Origin of the sequence: Gemmatimonas sp. UBA7669 (assembly GCF_002483225.1) — a bacterium.
GTDB lineage: Bacteria > Gemmatimonadota > Gemmatimonadetes > Gemmatimonadales > Gemmatimonadaceae > Gemmatimonas.
The window spans coordinates 18,505-35,278 of the sequence record NZ_DLHL01000032.1; the positions used below are offsets into that span (position 1 = coordinate 18,505).

At 66.7% G+C, this 16,774-nt stretch carries 21 protein-coding genes; 11 read left to right on the top strand and 10 right to left on the bottom strand.

All coding sequences use genetic code 11. The annotated features are described in order from the left end of the window. Positions 1–39: 39 nt before the first annotated feature. The gene (locus B2747_RS09355) at positions 40–729 is read right to left on the bottom strand and encodes a hypothetical protein (protein WP_291159583.1); all 690 of its coding nucleotides are present in this window, start codon (positions 727–729) and stop codon (positions 40–42) included. A gap of 127 nt (positions 730–856) precedes the next feature. Then, the gene (locus tag B2747_RS09360) at positions 857–1,282 is read right to left on the bottom strand and encodes a MerC domain-containing protein (protein WP_291159585.1); all 426 of its coding nucleotides are present in this window, start codon (positions 1,280–1,282) and stop codon (positions 857–859) included. Between the two features lie 196 nt (positions 1,283–1,478). Here B2747_RS09360 and B2747_RS09365 point away from each other — a divergent pair, with 196 nt between their 5' ends. After that, positions 1,479–1,724, top strand: a complete 246-nt coding sequence (locus B2747_RS09365) for a type B 50S ribosomal protein L31 (protein ID WP_291159587.1) — start codon at positions 1,479–1,481, stop codon at positions 1,722–1,724. Positions 1,725–1,894: 170 nt separating this feature from the next. On the opposite strand, the gene B2747_RS09370 is transcribed toward B2747_RS09365, so the two are convergent. The 3 genes from B2747_RS09370 to B2747_RS09380 form a co-directional block, all read right to left on the bottom strand. Continuing rightward, on the bottom strand, positions 1,895–2,788 hold the full coding sequence (locus B2747_RS09370) for a CopD family protein (protein ID WP_291159590.1): 894 nt from the start codon (positions 2,786–2,788) through the stop codon (positions 1,895–1,897). Between the two features lie 34 nt (positions 2,789–2,822). Next, positions 2,823–3,215, bottom strand: a complete 393-nt coding sequence (locus B2747_RS09375) for a copper resistance CopC family protein (RefSeq protein WP_291159593.1) — start codon at positions 3,213–3,215, stop codon at positions 2,823–2,825. 118 nt (positions 3,216–3,333) lie between these two features. Beyond that, the gene (locus B2747_RS09380) at positions 3,334–4,338 is read right to left on the bottom strand and encodes a CobW family GTP-binding protein (protein WP_291159595.1); all 1,005 of its coding nucleotides are present in this window, start codon (positions 4,336–4,338) and stop codon (positions 3,334–3,336) included. Between the two features lie 122 nt (positions 4,339–4,460). On the opposite strand from B2747_RS09380, the gene B2747_RS09385 reads away from it, so the two are divergent. Continuing rightward, positions 4,461–5,006 carry a DUF3299 domain-containing protein gene (locus B2747_RS09385; RefSeq protein ID WP_291159598.1) on the top strand — a complete coding sequence of 182 codons (546 nt, stop codon included), beginning with the start codon at positions 4,461–4,463 and terminating at the stop codon, positions 5,004–5,006. Further along, a complete protein-coding gene (locus tag B2747_RS09390; protein WP_291159601.1) occupies positions 5,003–5,509 on the top strand; it encodes a ZrgA family zinc uptake protein in 507 nt (168 codons plus the stop codon). The genes B2747_RS09385 and B2747_RS09390 overlap by 4 nt, the downstream gene beginning before the upstream one ends. 9 nt (positions 5,510–5,518) lie before the next feature. Here B2747_RS09390 and B2747_RS09395 read toward each other — a convergent pair whose 3' ends face one another. The 4 genes from B2747_RS09395 to B2747_RS09410 all read right to left on the bottom strand — a co-directional run bounded on the left by B2747_RS09395 (position 5,519) and on the right by B2747_RS09410 (position 9,550). After that, the gene (locus tag B2747_RS09395; protein WP_291159604.1) at positions 5,519–7,327 is read right to left on the bottom strand and encodes a permease; all 1,809 of its coding nucleotides are present in this window, start codon (positions 7,325–7,327) and stop codon (positions 5,519–5,521) included. A gap of 90 nt (positions 7,328–7,417) precedes the next feature. Next, positions 7,418–8,701 carry a zinc metallochaperone GTPase ZigA gene (gene zigA / locus B2747_RS09400; RefSeq protein ID WP_291159607.1) on the bottom strand — a complete coding sequence of 428 codons (1,284 nt, stop codon included), beginning with the start codon at positions 8,699–8,701 and terminating at the stop codon, positions 7,418–7,420. Continuing rightward, positions 8,701–8,859 (bottom strand): 50S ribosomal protein L33, encoded by a 159-nt coding sequence (gene rpmG, locus B2747_RS09405; RefSeq protein ID WP_291159609.1) that lies wholly within the window; start codon positions 8,857–8,859, stop codon positions 8,701–8,703. Before rpmG ends, zigA begins: the two co-directional genes overlap by 1 nt. Before the next feature lie 85 nt (positions 8,860–8,944). Beyond that, positions 8,945–9,550, bottom strand: a complete 606-nt coding sequence (locus B2747_RS09410; protein WP_291159612.1) for a phosphatase PAP2 family protein — start codon at positions 9,548–9,550, stop codon at positions 8,945–8,947. 154 nt (positions 9,551–9,704) lie between these two features. Between B2747_RS09410 and B2747_RS09415 the strand changes: the two genes are divergently transcribed. From B2747_RS09415 to bioB, 8 genes are all read left to right on the top strand, one after another. After that, positions 9,705–10,079 (top strand): Fur family transcriptional regulator, encoded by a 375-nt coding sequence (locus tag B2747_RS09415; protein ID WP_291159615.1) that lies wholly within the window; start codon positions 9,705–9,707, stop codon positions 10,077–10,079. A 68-nt stretch (positions 10,080–10,147) separates the two neighbouring features. Further along, a complete protein-coding gene (locus tag B2747_RS09420; protein ID WP_291159618.1) occupies positions 10,148–10,690 on the top strand; it encodes an SCO family protein in 543 nt (180 codons plus the stop codon). Further along, positions 10,687–11,172 carry a copper chaperone PCu(A)C gene (locus B2747_RS09425; RefSeq protein ID WP_291159621.1) on the top strand — a complete coding sequence of 162 codons (486 nt, stop codon included), beginning with the start codon at positions 10,687–10,689 and terminating at the stop codon, positions 11,170–11,172. The genes B2747_RS09420 and B2747_RS09425 overlap by 4 nt, the downstream gene beginning before the upstream one ends. Further along, positions 11,169–11,549 (top strand): hypothetical protein, encoded by a 381-nt coding sequence (locus B2747_RS09430; protein ID WP_291159624.1) that lies wholly within the window; start codon positions 11,169–11,171, stop codon positions 11,547–11,549. Before B2747_RS09425 ends, B2747_RS09430 begins: the two co-directional genes overlap by 4 nt. Beyond that, positions 11,550–12,758 carry an 8-amino-7-oxononanoate synthase gene (gene bioF, locus B2747_RS09435; protein WP_291159626.1) on the top strand — a complete coding sequence of 403 codons (1,209 nt, stop codon included), beginning with the start codon at positions 11,550–11,552 and terminating at the stop codon, positions 12,756–12,758. Then, a complete protein-coding gene (locus tag B2747_RS09440; protein WP_291159630.1) occupies positions 12,758–14,110 on the top strand; it encodes an adenosylmethionine--8-amino-7-oxononanoate transaminase in 1,353 nt (450 codons plus the stop codon). The genes bioF and B2747_RS09440 overlap by 1 nt, the downstream gene beginning before the upstream one ends. Next, positions 14,103–14,870: a dethiobiotin synthase gene (bioD, locus tag B2747_RS09445; protein ID WP_291159633.1), complete on the top strand. Its 768-nt coding sequence runs from the start codon at positions 14,103–14,105 to the stop codon at positions 14,868–14,870. Before B2747_RS09440 ends, bioD begins: the two co-directional genes overlap by 8 nt. Beyond that, positions 14,867–15,934, top strand: coding sequence for a biotin synthase BioB (bioB, locus tag B2747_RS09450; RefSeq protein WP_291159636.1), 1,068 nt, complete (start codon positions 14,867–14,869; stop codon positions 15,932–15,934). Before bioD ends, bioB begins: the two co-directional genes overlap by 4 nt. Positions 15,935–16,049: 115 nt before the next feature. On the opposite strand, the gene B2747_RS09455 is transcribed toward bioB, so the two are convergent. Beyond that, a complete protein-coding gene (locus B2747_RS09455; protein ID WP_291159639.1) occupies positions 16,050–16,742 on the bottom strand; it encodes a DsbA family oxidoreductase in 693 nt (230 codons plus the stop codon). Between the last annotated feature and the right edge of the window lie 32 nt (positions 16,743–16,774).

The window sequence follows — 16,774 nt, forward strand, 5'->3', positions numbered from 1 at the left end:
CCGACACATGGCGAGCCCAGCACCACCGGAGGGTGCGTCCTACTCCGCCCTCTCCGCCGTTTCCCGCGTATAGGCGGGCACCGGAATGGGCTGCGCCGCCCCCTGGCCCAGCTGCCGCCCCTGATCGCTCATGACGCGCGTCAGGAAACGCTGCCCTTCGCCAATTCGCTCCACCTCTTCCGCCATCGAGTCCATGGCCTGCCCCATCTGGTCGATGCGGTCCAAGAACGCCGGGGGCAACGGAGCCGGCGCCACGGAGCTCTTCTTCCAGATGCGCCGCGCGTAGGCCACGGCAATGGGCATGAGGACAAAGATCGTGAAGACGATGGGGATCATGAACACCTCGTCGGGCGGCCCGCTCTGACGCGGCGGCGGCGGCGGTGGCACGACGGCTCCCGGCACCGCGGCCGCCTTGGCCACGGCCAGGTCCGCTTCGGCAATCAGCTGTTCCACCCCCAGGATGCGGGCGTCCGTTTCCTTGAGCCGGGTTTCGAGCCCCGGGCGCTCAGCACCCGTCAGCTCCTCAGAGCGCAGTTCGTTGCGCAGGTCCCGTCGCTGATCCTCCAGCCGCTCGAGCTGATTGCGCAGTTCCTTGCGCTGATTGATCAACCCTTCGTACACGGCTGATGCCGTGGCTTCACCGGTTTGCACGACCACGTCGGCCACTGGCAGGGCTGGTGCCGGGGGAGCTGGTGGTGGTGGTGGCGGCGCGACGTCTTGGAGCGGCATGCGAACCCTGCGGGGCGGGAATACGGAACGCGCGGTCTCAGGACCGCAACTCAGGTCCCCTACGTTCAGCCCCGTGGGCAGTTTCGGCAACTGCGCTCGGACTCACGGCCGGCCGAGCCGGACCAGTTCAGGCGCGCCGGGCGAGCAGGCGGGTGTTGCGCCAGTGGGCGCGGATGACGGCCGTTGCCCCGACCGCCACCACAAGTGCTTCCTCAAGTCCGCCGCCGGTGAGGGGTCGCAGGCCAAGCAGGGCGACTAGCCCGGCGCTGAACCACAGCAGGGGGGAGGGAGACCGATGCGTGCGAGTGGCCGGCAGAAGGCTGCCCAGCCCAAACAGGACAGCAAGACCCAGAAAGACCTGCTCGACAATCGGGGCGACCAGACCGGCGGCCCCCATAGCGGTAAGCAGGCCCATGGCCAGTGCCGAGGACAGGCAGTGCACGGCACAGAGGGCGCTGGTCAGGATGCCCGCGCGATCAAGCCAGGACGCTGGCCCGACCGGGGTGTATTCGGCGGAGAGTTCCGCCGGCTGGGCTGCCGTGGCGCATTGCATGACGAGACATGATACTTGTTTATCATATCCAATTCAAGAGTTGGCGGCGAGACGCGCAAACGCTCCCCCGCTTGACCACGGCGCCCGAGATTGGCAGATATAGAGGCTCGCCCCGTTCGGGCGAAACGCCCCGCTCGGGGCCTCCCATTCAAGAACGCGCACACCGCCGGAAATGGTGGCGCATGCTGGAGCTACCATGGCCAAAGAAGGCATTCATCCGCCGTACCACCCGGTCGTCTTCAAGGACGCGTCCACGGGTGCGCTCGTTCTGACGCGCTCGACGATGACGAGCGACACGAAGATCAAGCTGGAAGACGGCAACGAATACCCGCTCATCCTGCTCGAAATCACGGCTGATTCGCACCCGTTCTACACGGGCACGCAGCGCCTGATCGACACGCAGGGTCGCGTCGACAAGTTCAAGAAGCGCTACGGCCGCTGAGCCACTGCGCTGGACTGCGAACGCCCCGGACGCGAGTTCGGGGCGTTTGTGCGTTGTGGGTTTGGTGGTGACTCAGAACTCATCACCTTCACTCAAAGCTCAGAGCTGACCGAGAGCCCGGTTAGCTCTGAGCTTTGAGTTCAAGTGTTGAGTGGCGAGTGTTCTTTCCCTCACTCCCCCGGCGGCTCCGTCCCCGTCAGCGTCGCCGTCACCAGCAGCACCCAGGCCGCGAGCCCCAGCTCCACCGCCACACTGCGCCGCGCGGGCAGTTCCCCGCCGGCAATGCGCGAGCGCTGTCGTGCTCCAATGACCAGCATCACCAGCACGAGCCCCGACTTCACCAGCAGCATCTGGCCGTACTCGCTGCCCAGAATGACACGGGGCGCCTGACCGTTCAGCAGGCGCGCCCCACTCAGCATGCCGCTCATCACCGCGAGAGGGGCCACGATGGTGGCCACTCCGCTGAAACGCTGCCAGCGCGCGTCCACCTGCCCGCTGTGCTCGCCGTGCGCGGCCCCCGCACGCGTCGCCAGCCAGGTGAACAGCAGCCCACCCATCCACGCGCCCACGGTCCAGACGTGCATGGCGTCGAGGACACGCGCCGCGATGGGCCACTGGGCATCGGCCGCCGCATGGCCGAGCCCACCCATGGCTACGGCAAGCGCCGACGCGGACATCAGGAGCCCATAGGCCACCGTGCGCGACAGGGGCAGACAGAGCGCGATGGCCGTGACCCATGCGGTCACCGTCAATACGACAAAGCCGCGCCCCCATCCGGTTTCGCGCACGAGCATGGCCAGCTCGCTCCACGGCATCTCGAGCGCGAGCAGTTGCTGGCGGGCGAGCAGAAATGGCACGAGCAGCAACACCATGGCTGCCACCACGGCCACAATGCGCGCCTGACGATCAGACCTGGAGTTCGTCGCGTCGTCGTTGCCATCCCCCGAACTGGACGACGCCGCATGCTGCGTCCCACGCATGACGCCGAGGAGCCCACGACCGATGGCCACCAGGGCACCCAGATACAGCAGGGCGCGGACCCACACCAGCAGCGCGTCGTTCATGGCGAGAGCATGGGCCGTGTCGCGCCAGTGGTGCTCAGGACCCGCTGAGCCGGACGGTGAAGCCGAAGGTCCCGTTCACCACGTGGCCGTCTTTCGACATGGCCTTCCACGTCACCGTATAGCGGCCGTTGGTGAGTGGCGCGGTGAAGCGCCCTTCCACCGGGTCACTGGCGTTTGCGCCGCGCGTGAGCTTGGCGACCGGCACCGACGCGCCCTTGGCATCCGTGACCGCAATGCGCGTGGCCGGCAGATCGGCCGGTTCGGTCAACCAGAGGCGCACGGCGTCGGGCGACGAGGTCAGCGTGCTGTCCTTGGCGGGAAAAGAAGCCTTGAGTTTGAGGTGCGGGACGCGCGCGGCGCTCGCAAACGTTGAGACCCCGCCGACCAACGCGATGGACAGCAGCGAAACCCGCAGGGACATATGCATCAACAGCTCCTGAGAGAGGGGCGCTTTACGTGGTGTAAAATGACGGCTTCCCCGGCCGGAGGCAAGCACAAACTCGGCCGGATAGACGTGTGCGCCATCTGGGCGAACATACGCACGATCACGGCGCCGAGTGTGGCGTCGCCGTGTGTGACGTCGCCGTATCAGGATGCGACGCCTGATCGAGTGCTTGGATCATACCCTGCAACGCGTCGAGCGGCAGATCCACGCCAATGAACAGCGCGGTCGGTGCCGCCTCGGCATGTGGCCACGAGCGATCGAAGCGTACCTGGCGTCGACCTGGCACGCGATGCCACACGAACATGGGGCCCGGCTCGTCCGCGAACCGCACCAGCCCCTTGGCCCGGACAACCGATTCGGGCAGTTGCTGCACAAAGGCCGTGAACTGGCGACGATCCACCACATCCGGCAGGGGCAGCGTGGCACTGCCAAACGGATGGCGGTGCGGACGCGACGTGCTGGCGACGGCAACCGCGTGAGTTTGTTGTCCGCGATGGGTTGCCGACGCGCCGCGCAGTGACCGCGTCAAGGTGTCGAGCTCCTCGGCCAGCGCGACGGCATCCGTCTGTGATGCACGCGGATTAAGTGCCGTCAGCGCGTCGCGGACGCGCTGCGTGCTCGCCGGGCCAAGTCGCTCCGTCCAATTGAGCACGAGGTGCGTGGCGGTACTCACCTGCGCGCGCTCCAGCCCGTTGTGCCACCAGCGACGCTGCCAACGTCCCGCATCCACCACGGTCACCTGCAACGGCAAGGAAAAATGTGAGAGCCGCGCGTCCGCACTCAGATGCGAGAGCAGTTCGTCGGTCTCCGTGGCGCCGTTGGCCTCGATGAACATCACGGCCCGCTCGTCGTCAGTCTCGGGAGGCACGGCATAGAGCGTATCCAGCAACTCACGCAGCGAACCGCAGCACACACACTCGCCATTGAGCGGCGTAACGAGCGCTTCCAGCTCGCCGAGCCGGGCGGCGTCGATGGTGGCGTTCTCGAAGTCGTTGAGAATGACCCGCGAGCGCGTTCCGCGCGCATGCAGCGCCGGAATGAGCTGAGACAGCAAACGGGTCTTGCCGGCCCCGAGAAATCCGGCCAGCAGCACGAGCGGCATCATGTCTGCAATCAAGAGGGGGGACGGTGCGGACACCAGCAGCGGCGGCGGTACCGGCCGGTTGGCGTTCGAAAGCACGTTGATTAGGTTGATAATGCATTATCGCTAACTAATCCGGAGAAACCATGCCAATCCCCCGAGCCGTGCGGCGCGGACTGCAGTGGACGACCCTGGCCGCCATCGCCCTCATGTGGAGCCTGCGCCCCAGCGGCGCCCCGGCGACCTTTGCCGCAAGTGGACGGGCTGCGGCGTTCGCGGCGAGCGGTCCCGTGGCCACGCATGACGCGCTCATAGCGGATGACGTGATCACAATCGACTGGCGGCTTCTGCGCGGTCTCGATTTTCGCAAAGGCACCAGGAGTGACACGCTGCGTTGGCTCGATGGTCGGCGCGTGCGCCTGCCGGGATTCATCGTGCCACTCGAGGACTTCCAGGAGCGCGCCAAGGAATTTCTGCTCGTGCCGTACTTCGGGGCCTGTGTGCACCTGCCGCCACCGCCGCCCAACCAGATGGTGTACGCCACGCTGCGCAGCGAGTTGCCCATGGCCACGTTCTACCCAGTGTGGATCGAGGGCACGTTGCGCATCACGAACTACAAATCACCCTATGGCGTCGCGGGGTTTCGCATGCAGGTCACCCGAATGACACCCTACGAGGACAAACAACCATGAACGTTCGTCGCACGTTGCTTACCTCTGGCATCACCATGCTGATGCTGCACGTCACGCCCGGCCCGCTGCTGGCGCAGCATGTGCATGGCGCGGCCACACTCGATATCGGCATCGAGGGCAAAGCGGGACAGGCCACCCTGCGCGCCAGCGGCGAAGACGTGTATGGCTTCGAGCGGGCGCCGCGCACACCGGCCGAGCGCGCGAAGCAGGAGGCCGCGCTCAAGTTGCTGCGCGAGCAGGGGGCCACACTCATTCGCTTTCAGCCGGCGCTTGGCTGCAGCGTGACTACGGAAAGGGCGCAGGTCGTCTCGTCGAGAGGTGGACACGACGAGGTGGAAGCTCGATATCGCATCGCCTGTCGTCAGGCACCGGCGGGCAAACCGATGACGTTCGGCGTGAGCCAGGCCTTTCGCGGCATCGAAACGCTCACGGTGCAGCTGGTGTCGGACACGGCGCAGACGTCGCGCAAGATCGTGAGGGACCGAGGGACCGTCACACCGTGAACGTGTGCGTCAGTCAGCCACGCTGAGCCGCAACTCATCGAGGAAACCGCGCGCGCCTCGGCGAAGGAGCGAGGCCACATACAGGAGTGCCAGCACAGCGATAGCCGCGACCTGCCACCACACGACAGGTTCCGTATTCGCCACGGCAGGCGCGGTAGCCGCGAGTTCAGGCCACAGCAGGTTGAGCGCCACGCCCAGTGCCACCGCCGACAAGGTCATGGTGGCCGCGAACACCAGTGCCGCACGATCCCCGTGCAGACGGGCCAGCACGCCAACGGTGGCCACGTTGGTGGCCGGGCCGGTGAGCAGCAGCGCGAGTCCCGCGCCGGGGCTCACACCTGCGCCAACGAGCACCGCCACCAGTGGTGTGGACGCCGATGCGCACACGTAGAGTGGAAATCCGATCAGCGCAAAGACGAGCACATCGACCCCAAAGGGCAGTTGCATCAGCCAGGAGCCGGCTAGCACCGGGTGCAACAGGGATGCCAGCAGCAGGCCGAGCAGAATCCATGGCGCGGTATCGTCCACCACCTGAACAAAACCGGTCTGCCAGGTGCGCTGCCAGCGAGTGGTGTCAGCACGTGCCGCATCCGTGGAGGTCGGCGCAAGCGGCAGTCCGCGCGCGCGGCGCGGTGTGAGACGACCGACCACCAAGGCCACCGCCAGCGCGGCCAGTGCGGCCGCGATCACCCGCAGCACGGTGAAGTCCGCGCCGAGCAGTGGAATGCTCAGCAGCACCGCATCGACGCCGAGTTCCGGCGTCGCAACGAGGAATGCCAGTGCAGCCGTGGAGGACACGCCCTGCTGCACCAGTTGCTGATAGAGCGGGACCACGCCGCAGGAGCAGATGGGCAGTGGCAGACCGACCAGAATGCCGGACCCCGCCTGACGCAGCCGAGAACCGCGACTCAGCCAGGCCAAAGAACTCGTCGGCAGCCAGGCATGCACGAGTCCCGCCGCAAAGTACGCGAGCAGCAAGGCCGGTGCGCTGTCGGCCAGCAGCGCAAGAAAGACGTCCTGCATCGGGGCTGTTGGTGACGCGAAACTGCCGGCGTCGCGGGTCCATAGCAGCAGGAGCAGCAAGGCGCCGCCAGCCAACGCTCCGAGGCCGTTCCAGCGCCGGCCAGATTCCCCGCCAATGACGGGGGTGTGCACATGCCCGTCCGCGGCACCGTGTGCGTGATCGTGCGTGTGATCGTGCGTGTGATCGTGCGTGTGATCGTGCGAGTGATCGTGCGAGTGATCGTGCGAGTGATCGTGGTCAGGACCGTGTTCATGATCATGCGCCGGGTGCGCCACGACGTGCAGCAGCGATCCGCCGATCAGGGCCTCGAACCATGCAGCACTGCCATGCGGCAGCTCGGCAAACACCGTGGGCTGCGCCACATAGCCTACCACGGTCATGGCCGCCATGAGTGCCAGCGCGGCCCAGGGCACCCAACGCGGCCGATCGCGAAAGCCCCACCAGATCATGAGGCTCACCGGCAACTGGTGCAGCACCACCCCGACGCCAAGCAGATTGGTCCCCTGCTCCGCAGGCGCAGCCAACGCCGTGCCATCGAGCACGGAGTGCACGATCAGCCCGCCCAAGGCGAGCAGCAGCACGGCGAGATGTGTTTGGCGGACACCCAGGTGCAAGAGGCGTTCGGCCACCGTCGGCAGGACAAAGCCGATTGCCATGAAGGCCAGCGCCCCATAGTGCGCATCGTGCAGCGCATGCGGCACCACCTCGAGCAGCACCAACCCGCCGATGGAGACGAGGATGAAGCCGTCGAGAAAACTCATGAGCGCCGGACGACGTCCGGCGAATCGCGCCACGAGGGGACCGGATCCCAGGGCAAGTAGACTCGCCGGGAGTAACGCTTGGGCCATCATGTGTGAACGCTAGCCACCCGGGCAAGCATTCGTTCACCTCGCGTCGCTGCTGGCCTCCTTGGTGGATAGCTCCTCATCGGCGAGCTCCTCGTCAGACCGCTCCTCGAGGGCCCACTCGGGGAACGGATCGGCAAACGTGGACCACAAGGCGGGACCGGCGCGCAGCTCCTCGTCGGTGACAAGGCAGGCGTCCAGCAGCGCCTCGAGTCCGAGCCGGTCGAGCCCCTGGCCAATGACGGCGATTTCCTGACGGCGGTCGCCCAATTCGGGATGCCACAGCGCCTCAAGATCGGCGCGCTGATCGTCGTCCACGTCCCAGCTGTCTGGCGGCGAGACGGCATACCAGAACCCGGCCGGATTCACTTCCACCAGTTGTCCGGCCTGCGACCAACTGCCCACGAGGTCGGGACGGGTGGCCACCCAGAAGAATCCCTTGGCGCGCAGCACGCCGGGGAAGCCACGATCAACCTGCTCCCACAGCCGCTGCGGGTGAAACGGTCGGCGCGCGCGATACACGAAGCTGGAGATACCGTACTCCTCGGTCTCCGGCATGTGCTCGCCGGCCAGTTCTTTTTGCCAGCCGGGCGCGGCCTCGGCGGCTTCGAAATCAAAGAGGCCGCGGCCAAGCACGACGCGGGGCGCCACGACGCCACGCACCGATGTCACGAGTTCCGCATCGGGATTGAGGTGGCGCAAGATTGCCAGCAGCCGCCCGAGTTCCTCGTCGGAGACGAGATCGGTCTTGTTGAGCACGAGCACGTTGGCGAATTCCACCTGATCGATGAGCAGATCGGGAATGGTGCGTTCATCCTCTTCGCCCAGTGCCAGTTGCCTGGCCTTGAGATCGTCGAGTGAGCCGAGGTCGTGCAAGAAGCGGTGCGCATCAACCACCGTGACCATGGTGTCGAGCCGCGCCACGTCGGACAGCGACACGCCTGTTTCGGTCTCGAAGGTGAAGGTCGCCGCCACCGGCAGCGGTTCGCCGATGCCCGTGCTCTCGATGAGCAGGTAGTCGAAGCGACCCTCTGCCGCGAGACGGGACACCTCCTGCAGCAGATCGTCGCGGAGCGTGCAGCAGATGCAGCCATTGGTCATCTCGACCAGCGTTTCCTGCGTGCGCGAGAGCGCGGCCTCGCCGCCGCGCACCAGTTGCGCGTCGATATTGACCTCGCTCATGTCGTTCACGATGACGGCCACGCGCAGTCCGTCGCGATTGGCCAGCACGTGATTGAGCAGCGTGGTCTTGCCGGCACCCAGGAAGCCGGAGAGGACGGTGACGGGCAGGCGGCGGTCCTGCTGCAGCGTGGTGGCCGCCATCACTTGGCCTCCCGGTAGAGCACATGGCGGCGCACCTGCGGGTCGTACTTGCGCTTCTCCATGCGCTGCGGCGTGCTGCGGGGGTTCTTGGTGGTCACGTACATGTGGTGACTTTCCGTGGACCGCAGTTTGACCTGGACGCGACCGCTCTTTGCCATGGGATGCTCCGGAATTGAGAAGTAGATATCAAGAACTTACTATCAACATGCGCCGACGAAAGCCCCAATCGGTTCCGGACTGAAATCAGGCGGCCGAGACGCTCCGGCCCACCCGATTGGCCAGTGCAGCCACCACCCCCCAGGCCACACAGGCCCCCACCACCGTATCGCTCAGGAAATGCGCCCCTGCCAGCACCCGCGTTGTCGCACAGCCGGTGGCCAGGCTGTACCAAATCCAGCGCGTTCGCGGAAACAGCCGGGCCATGGCAAAGGCGCCTCCGAAGGCCACCATCACGTGGGAGCTGGGCAGGCCCATGCCGCGATTGGACAACGGGCCGTCGGAAAATGCCCGGAACGCGTACCCGAAGACTTCCGCGTCAGGTCGCAGGCGACGGAACAGCAGCTTGAGCACCTCGGCCGCCGCGCCGCTGAGTGCCGGGCCAAGAAACAGCAGGAGCGCCGGCTTTCGCACTTTGATATGGGCGGCGCCGTGAAGCCTGAGGGCGAGCGCCCCGAAGAGCCAAGTGGGCAGAAAGCCCTGAATGCGCAGCAGGCGACCCAGGTCGCCGTCATAGATATTGGGCTTGCGCAGGTACTCCCAGGCCAGCGGGTCGAGCAGATGCGCGAGGACCACCGCGGCCGCCGAAATCAGGAGCCACTGGCGCCACGCGGGGCCAACATTGGAGGCCATGTCGGCCGTCGGTCGGGACTCATCGTACGCTGGCATGCGCGCAATCAATCGGGTGCCCGCGGCGGCCGCCACCACCACCGGCACGTGCCCTCTGTTCACGCCGATGGGGCTTGTCCCCATTGGGCGCCCCCACCCCGCATGACATATTGAGACCATGGAACGGAATACCCGACAGCGCGATGCCATCCGCCAGGTGTTCGAGGCCGTGCCCCGCCCGCTCGGGCCGGCGGAGGTCCTCGACTATGGCCGCAAGCATGTATCCAAGCTGGGCATCGCCACGGTCTATCGCACCATCAACTCGCTGGTCGAAAGTGGCTGGCTGGTGCCAGTTGAACTGCCCGGTGAGGCGCCGCGCTACGAGCGTTCGGGGTCGGCGCATCATCATCATTTCCGCTGCCGGGACTGCACGCGGGTCTTCGAGATTCATGGCTGCCCTGGCGACCTGCGCGAACTGACGCCGGCAGGTTTCCAACTCGAATCCCACGAGGTCGTGCTGTACGGCCTGTGCGCGCGCTGCGCCGCGGCGTGAGCGGCGTTGGTCCTGCCAGCCGGACTCTGACTCGCCGCGCTGGTTTCGCACTCGCCTCCCTGCTGTTGGTGGCCGCCTGCTCCAAGGCGCCGTCATTCGAGGGCATGGCCATCGACCCGCCGCGCGACATGCCCGCCTTCACCTTTGTGGACGCCGACAGCAGTCGGGTCGTGCTCGGGCCTGAGCGTGGACGGCCGATGGTGCTGTTCTTCGGCTACACCAACTGCCCCGATGTCTGTCCCACAACCTTGGCCGAGTGGGCGCGGGTGAAGAGCAAACTCGGCCCAGACGCCGGGCGCGTGCGCTTCGTATTCGTGACGGTTGACCCGGATCGCGACACACCCGCAGTGGCCCGTCGCTACGCCCGGCAGTTCGACTCCACGTTTGTGGGAGTCTCGGGAGACCCAGCCACCACCGCCGCCATCATGCAGGCCTACGGCGTGGCCGCAGGGCGCGAGGACGTGGGCAGTGCGGCCGGCTATCTCGTGAGCCATTCATCGCAGGTGTTTCTCGTGAACGGCGCCGGACAACTGGTGGCGCTCTACCCGTTTGGTACACGATGGGAGGCACTGGCCGCCGACCTCACGCAGGTGCTGGAGCAGGAGTCATGATGGGCAAGACCGGTCGGACAATTCCCCTGACTGTTGCGTTCGGCGCCGCACTCCTCGCGGCCTGCGCTGGCGACACACGCAGTGATACGGCGGACAGCACGCGCACCGCGAGTGCACCGCTGGTCGATCAGGCGGAGGTTCGTGACGCCTGGGTCCGGCCTGCCGACTCGGGTGCCATGAGTGCCGCCTACTTCGTACTGCGCACCGGTACGGATTCGATAGTGCTGGTCGGTGTGACGTCGCCTGTGGCGCGCGCCGCCGAGGTGCATGAGTCCATGCAGCACGATGGCACGATGCACATGCAACCGCGACCGTCGCTCACCGTTGCCGCCGGGGATTCGCTGGTGTTCGCACCGGGCGGCCTCCACGTCATGCTCATTGATGTGCTGCGCCCGCTGGCCGAAGGCGACACGGTGTCACTGCTGTTGCGCACTGCAGGTGGGGACTCGCTGCACGTTGCGGCGCCGGTGCGCCGGCCATGACCGGCGACACGCCGGCTGCCGCCACGTTCACGCTGCGCCGGGTGAGCATGCTGGGCGGTGTCCTGCTGGCGACGGCGGCCGTGGTGTGGTTCACCTGGCCACGCCCCGACACACTCATTCGCATCGGCGAGGATGGCGTGGCGGTGGTGGTGGATCGTTTCGGCCGGCTTGCGCCGCTGCCCGATACCGTGGAGGTGGGCGGCAGCGGCACGCGACGCGTCATTCGCGTGGAGAATCGGGACACGGCGAATCACCGGCTGGCGATGTTCAACATTCCGGCCGGGGAGCGCAACGACTACACGGTGCCGCGCGGCGTGTTCGGTGGTGAGTGCTCGGCGCATCCCACCAAGCGGCAACTCACGTTCCGTATCCGCTAGATGTCCAGGTTGCCCGAACGCAGCGCTTGGCCGCCGTCCACCATGAATGCCGCGCTTGACGACGAGCTGCGCGCACTCGAAGCCGCCGGTCTCAAGCGCGCCCTGCGCCAGGTGCAGCAGCGCCGGGGGGGCATGGTCACACTGGGCGGTGAGCGTCTCGCCGACTTTGCCTCCAACGACTATCTCGGCCTCGCCGCCGATCCGCGCATTGCGCGCGCCGCGCAAGCGGTGCTGCAGGCTGAAGGCACCGGCGCGGCGGCCGCGCGACTGATTTCCGGCAATCACCCCATTCACGAAACGCTCGAGCATGCGCTGGCCCGCTTCAAGGGCTGCGACTACACGCTGCTCTTCCCCACCGGCTACATGGTGAATGTCGGAGCCATCGGTGCGCTGGTGGGACGCGGTGACGTGATCTACAGTGATGCCCTCAATCATGCGTCGCTGATTGACGGGTGCCGGCTCTCCCGTGCGGAGGTTCGCGTGTTTCCGCACAATGATGTGGACGCGCTCGAGGCCATGCTGCAATCGGAGCGCACACAATTCCGTCGCGCACTGGTCGTGGTGGAGGGGGTATTCTCCATGGACGGTGACACCTTCCCGCTGGATCGCCTCGTGCCGGTGGCGCGACGTCATCGCGCGTGGACCTACGTGGACGACGCACACGGCTCCGGTGTACTGGGCGACACGGGCGCCGGCGCCATTGAGTCCTGCGGCGTGACGGGTGAGATCGACGTACTCGTGGGCACACTGGGCAAGGCCTTTGGTACGGCCGGCGCGTTTGCCGGTGGTTCACAGGAGTTGGTGGAGCTGCTCGTCAATCGTGCGCGCAGTTTCATCTTCACCACCGGTTCGCCACCCGCACTGGCAGCGGCCACGCTCGAGGCGCTGCGCATCGCGCAGGTGGAACCCTGGCGCCGCGAGTCGGTGCGCGCGCGTTCGCGGCAACTGCGTACGCGTCTTGCCAACGCCGGTCTGCCGGTGGGTGGTGATACCGAAGGACATATCGTGCCCATCGTGGTGGGCGATCCGCTGCGCACGATGGCGGTGGTGGCCGAGTTGCGGCGCCGCGGTTTTCTCGTGGGCGGGGTGCGTCCTCCCACCGTGCCGGCGGGAACCTCGCGGCTTCGCATTTCGCTTTCTGCCGTGCACCCTGTTGAACTGGTCGACGCACTGGCGGCGTCGCTGATCGAACTCCTGCGAGGTTCCTGATGGGCAACCCGATGGCCGATGCCTTCGGAGATGAGGATGCCGGCGCCCCGATCGCGCCCATGCTGCTGCATGATGCGGCGCATGTCTGGCATCCCTACACGCAGCACCTGAACGCGCCGTTGCCGGTGCCCATTGTGCGGGCCGAGGGGAGCTGGCTGTACGACCTGCACGGCAAGCCCCTGCTCGATGCCATTTCGTCGTGGTGGGTCACCACGCATGGCCACTGCCGTCCGGAGATCGTCGAGGCCATCAGCGAGCAGGCGCGGCAGCTGGATCAGGTGATCTTTGCAGGCTTCACGCACGAACCGGCGGCGGCCCTCGCGGCCGAGCTGGTGTCGCGGCTTCCGCGCGGGCTGACGCGCGTGTTCTACTCGGACGATGGCTCGACGGCCGTGGAAGTGGCCATCAAGCTGTCGCTGCAGAGCTTCGCCAACCGCGGCACGCCGCGTCGCCTCGTGGCGGCGCTTGAAAACGCGTACCATGGTGACACGTTTGGTGCCATGGCCGCCGGAGCGCGTGGCGTGTTCACTCACATGTACGAGCCGCTGCTCTTCGACGTGGCGCGGCTGCCCGACCCTTCGCAGGGGGACACGCTGGCGGCGCTCGATGCACTGATCGACGCGCGTGGAGCCGAGTTGGCGGCGGTCATAGTCGAGCCGCTGCTGCTTGGCGCCGGTGGCATGCATGTGTGGGACGAAGACGTGTTGCGGGGCATTCGCGCGCGCACGCAGGCGGCCGGAGTACACCTCATTGCCGACGAAGTGCTGACGGGCTTTGGTCGCACCGGCCCACTCTTCGCCTGTGACCGCGCCGATGTGCGTCCCGATCTGTTGTGCATGTCGAAGGGGCTCACTGGTGGTGTGTTGCCGCTGGGCGCCACGGCCGCCACCGAAGACATCTTCGACGCGTTCCGTAGCGAAGACCGGCGCAAGACCTTCTTCCACGGACACTCGTACACTGCCAACCCCATTGCCTGTGCGGCGGCGCTGGCTTCACTGCAGTTGTTCGACGAAGACAGCGACGACGACCGCGTGCGGCTCGAGGTGGCGCAGGCCACACAGCTCGCCACACTGCGTGGTGTGCGCGGCGTGAAGGCCGTGCGGCAGATCGGCACGGTGGGCGCGGTGGAGCTCGATGCGACACCGGGCTATCTCAGCGACATCGGCCGTGAGCTGGCCGCCTATGCGCTGCAGGAAGGCGTGCTCATTCGCCCCCTGGGCAACGTGGCCTACTGTCTGCCGCCCTACTGCACCACCGATGACGAGATTGCCTCGGTGTATGACGTGATCCATCGTTTCCTCGACGGCGCGCGGGCCGATGCTCTCACCTCGGGCGGTCCGATCGATGACTGACCCGGCGCGCCTTTTGCGCCTCGGCATCACGGGAACGGACACCGGTGTCGGCAAGACCGTGGTGAGCTGCGCACTGGCGGCGCGTGCGCGGCAGCTCGGCTTGCGGGTGGCCGCCATGAAGCCGTTGGAGAGTGGTGTGGAGGCGCGCGCAGCTGATGCCGATGCCATGCGCCTGGTGGCCGCCTGCGGCGGGCATCTGGACCCGGCACTCGTGCGTCCCTATCTGCTGCGCGAGCCGCTGGCGCCCTGGGTGGCCGCCGAGCGCGAGGGGGTGCGTATTGACCTCACGCGCCTTGATGCCGCGCGGGCTTCGTTGGAGCAGGAACAGGACCTGCTCATCGTGGAGGGCGCCGGCGGTCTGCTGGTGCCCATTACCGATGCCCTGTCCTACGACGGTCTCTTTGCATCGTGGCACTGCGAATTGATCATCGTGGCCGCCAACCGCCTTGGCGTGCTCAATCACACGCGTCTCACGCTGCTGGCCGCCCGCGCGGCGGGCCTCGCGGTGCGCGCGGTGGTGCTCACGGCACTGCACGACGGGGCCGATGATGTGGCGCAGGCCAGCAATGCCGATGCACTGCGCTGGCTGTGTCCCGACGTGCCGCTGTACCAGTTTCCTCACGTGTCGGCGATTCTGGACCTGGCAGTCCTTGCCGCCGCGGCAGAGGCGTCTGGCCTCGATGCCCTGCTCCGTCCCGCCGACCCGACTATCTTGCAGGGACGTGATACCCTGCGACTCCAGCCTTCCCGCACCTCATGACCTCGCTCACGAACTGGCAGTCTCTCGCCGACCAGGCCCTGGCCGGTGAGGTGATCTCGCGCGACGCCGCCCGGGCGGTGCTCAACGCCCCCGACGACGTCCTGCTCGACCAGCTGGCGGCTGCGTATCGCGTGCGCCGTGCCACGTGGGGCAACAGAGTGCGGCTGCACTTCCTGCTCAATGCGCAGAGCGGTCTGTGCCCGGAAGACTGCGGCTATTGCTCGCAGTCCAAGATCTCGGCGGCGGAAATCGAGAAGTATCCCATGCTCGCGCAGGAGCGCATTCTGGAGGCGGCCGATCGCGCCGCGGCACTCAAGGCCGGCACTCTGTGCATGGTGATCTCGGGTCGCACGCCAGGCGAAACCGTCTTTGGCAAGGTGCTTGATGCCGTGCGCGCCGTGCGGGAGAAGCACGATCTCAAGATCTGCGCCTGTCTGGGCCTGCTCAACGAAGAACAGGTGCTGCGCCTCAAGGAAGCCGGCGTGGAGACGGTGAATCACAATCTCAACACCTCGGCCAACTACACGCCGGAAGTGGTGAGCACGCACAGCTTCGAAGACCGCGTGAACACCGTGCAGGCCGTCAAGTCGGCCGGCATGAAGACTTGCAGCGGCGGCATTCTCGGCATGGGCGAGAGCGATGACGACGTCATCGATCTGGCCATGTCGCTGCGCGAGCTCGACGTGAAGAGTGTGCCGGTGAACTTCCTCATCCCGGTGCCGGGCACCGAGTTCGCAGGCATGAACTCGCTCGACCCGCGCCGCTGCCTGCGCATTCTCACCTTGTATCGCCTGCTGCTGCCCACGCAGGAAATCCGCATCAGCGGCGGCCGTGAAGTGCATCTGCGCAGCATGCAGGTCATGGGCCTGTATCCAGCCAACTCCATCTTCGTGGGCGACTACCTCACCACGCAGGGCCAGACGGCGCGCGACGACCTGCGCATGATCGAAGACGCTGGCTTCGTGCTGGAGACGCCCGACGGTGAACCGTTCAGCGGTGACCCGTTCGAGGGTGTGCCCGAATCGTATCCCCGGGCACCGCTGCCGCTGGTCGAGGTGGGCTGAGTACGTAGCACAGCGCGAACCGCGTACTGCGAACCGCGCACTGCGTACTGCGCAGCATGACATCCGGGCGGGGCCGACGAGCAGGTGTTCGTCGGCCCCGTGTCGTTCGGGCGAGCTACTGGTCGTTCAGGGCGCGCTGCAACGCCTGCTCGAACACGGCGAGCGGTTGCGCACCGCTCACGCCATAGCGGCTGTCGAGCACCACAAACGGCACACCGCGAATGCCAAGCCGCGCCGCTTCGCGCTGACTCTGCGCCACATCCACGGCATAGCGTGACGTGCTCACGATTTCGCGCAGGCCCGCTTGGTCGAACCCGTGTGACGCTGCGAGCTCAACCAGCGTATTCGTGTCGCCGATGTCACGTCCGTGGGTGAAATGCGCGGCGAACAGAGCTTCCGCGAGTGGCCAGGGGTTGCCGCCGGTCTGCTGCGCGTGCAGCAGCAGGCCGTGGGCTGCCGCGGTGTTGGGCGCGCGCGTGATTGCAGCGAAGCGGAAATCCACACCATCGGGCGCTCCGGCCGTGGCGACCTGCGCGAACATCGGCTCGGCCGCAGCAGGGCCGCCGAACTTGCGCTCCACAAACTCCGACCAGGACATGCCGTCTGCCGGCATGCCGGGATCAAGCTGGAATGGTCGCCAGAGCAGGTCGAACTCCACCTCGGCTACGGCTTGGCGTAGCGCCTCGATGGCAGCAAAGAGCCGACGCTCGCCAATCCAGCACCACGGACAGACGAGATCCGCGTAAACTTCCACGGTGAGCCGGCGCTGCAGGGATCCCGTTGAGGGCGTCGTGACGTTGGCAGTCATGTCCGGAGTCTAGCAGGGTGCTGAAAAAGTCG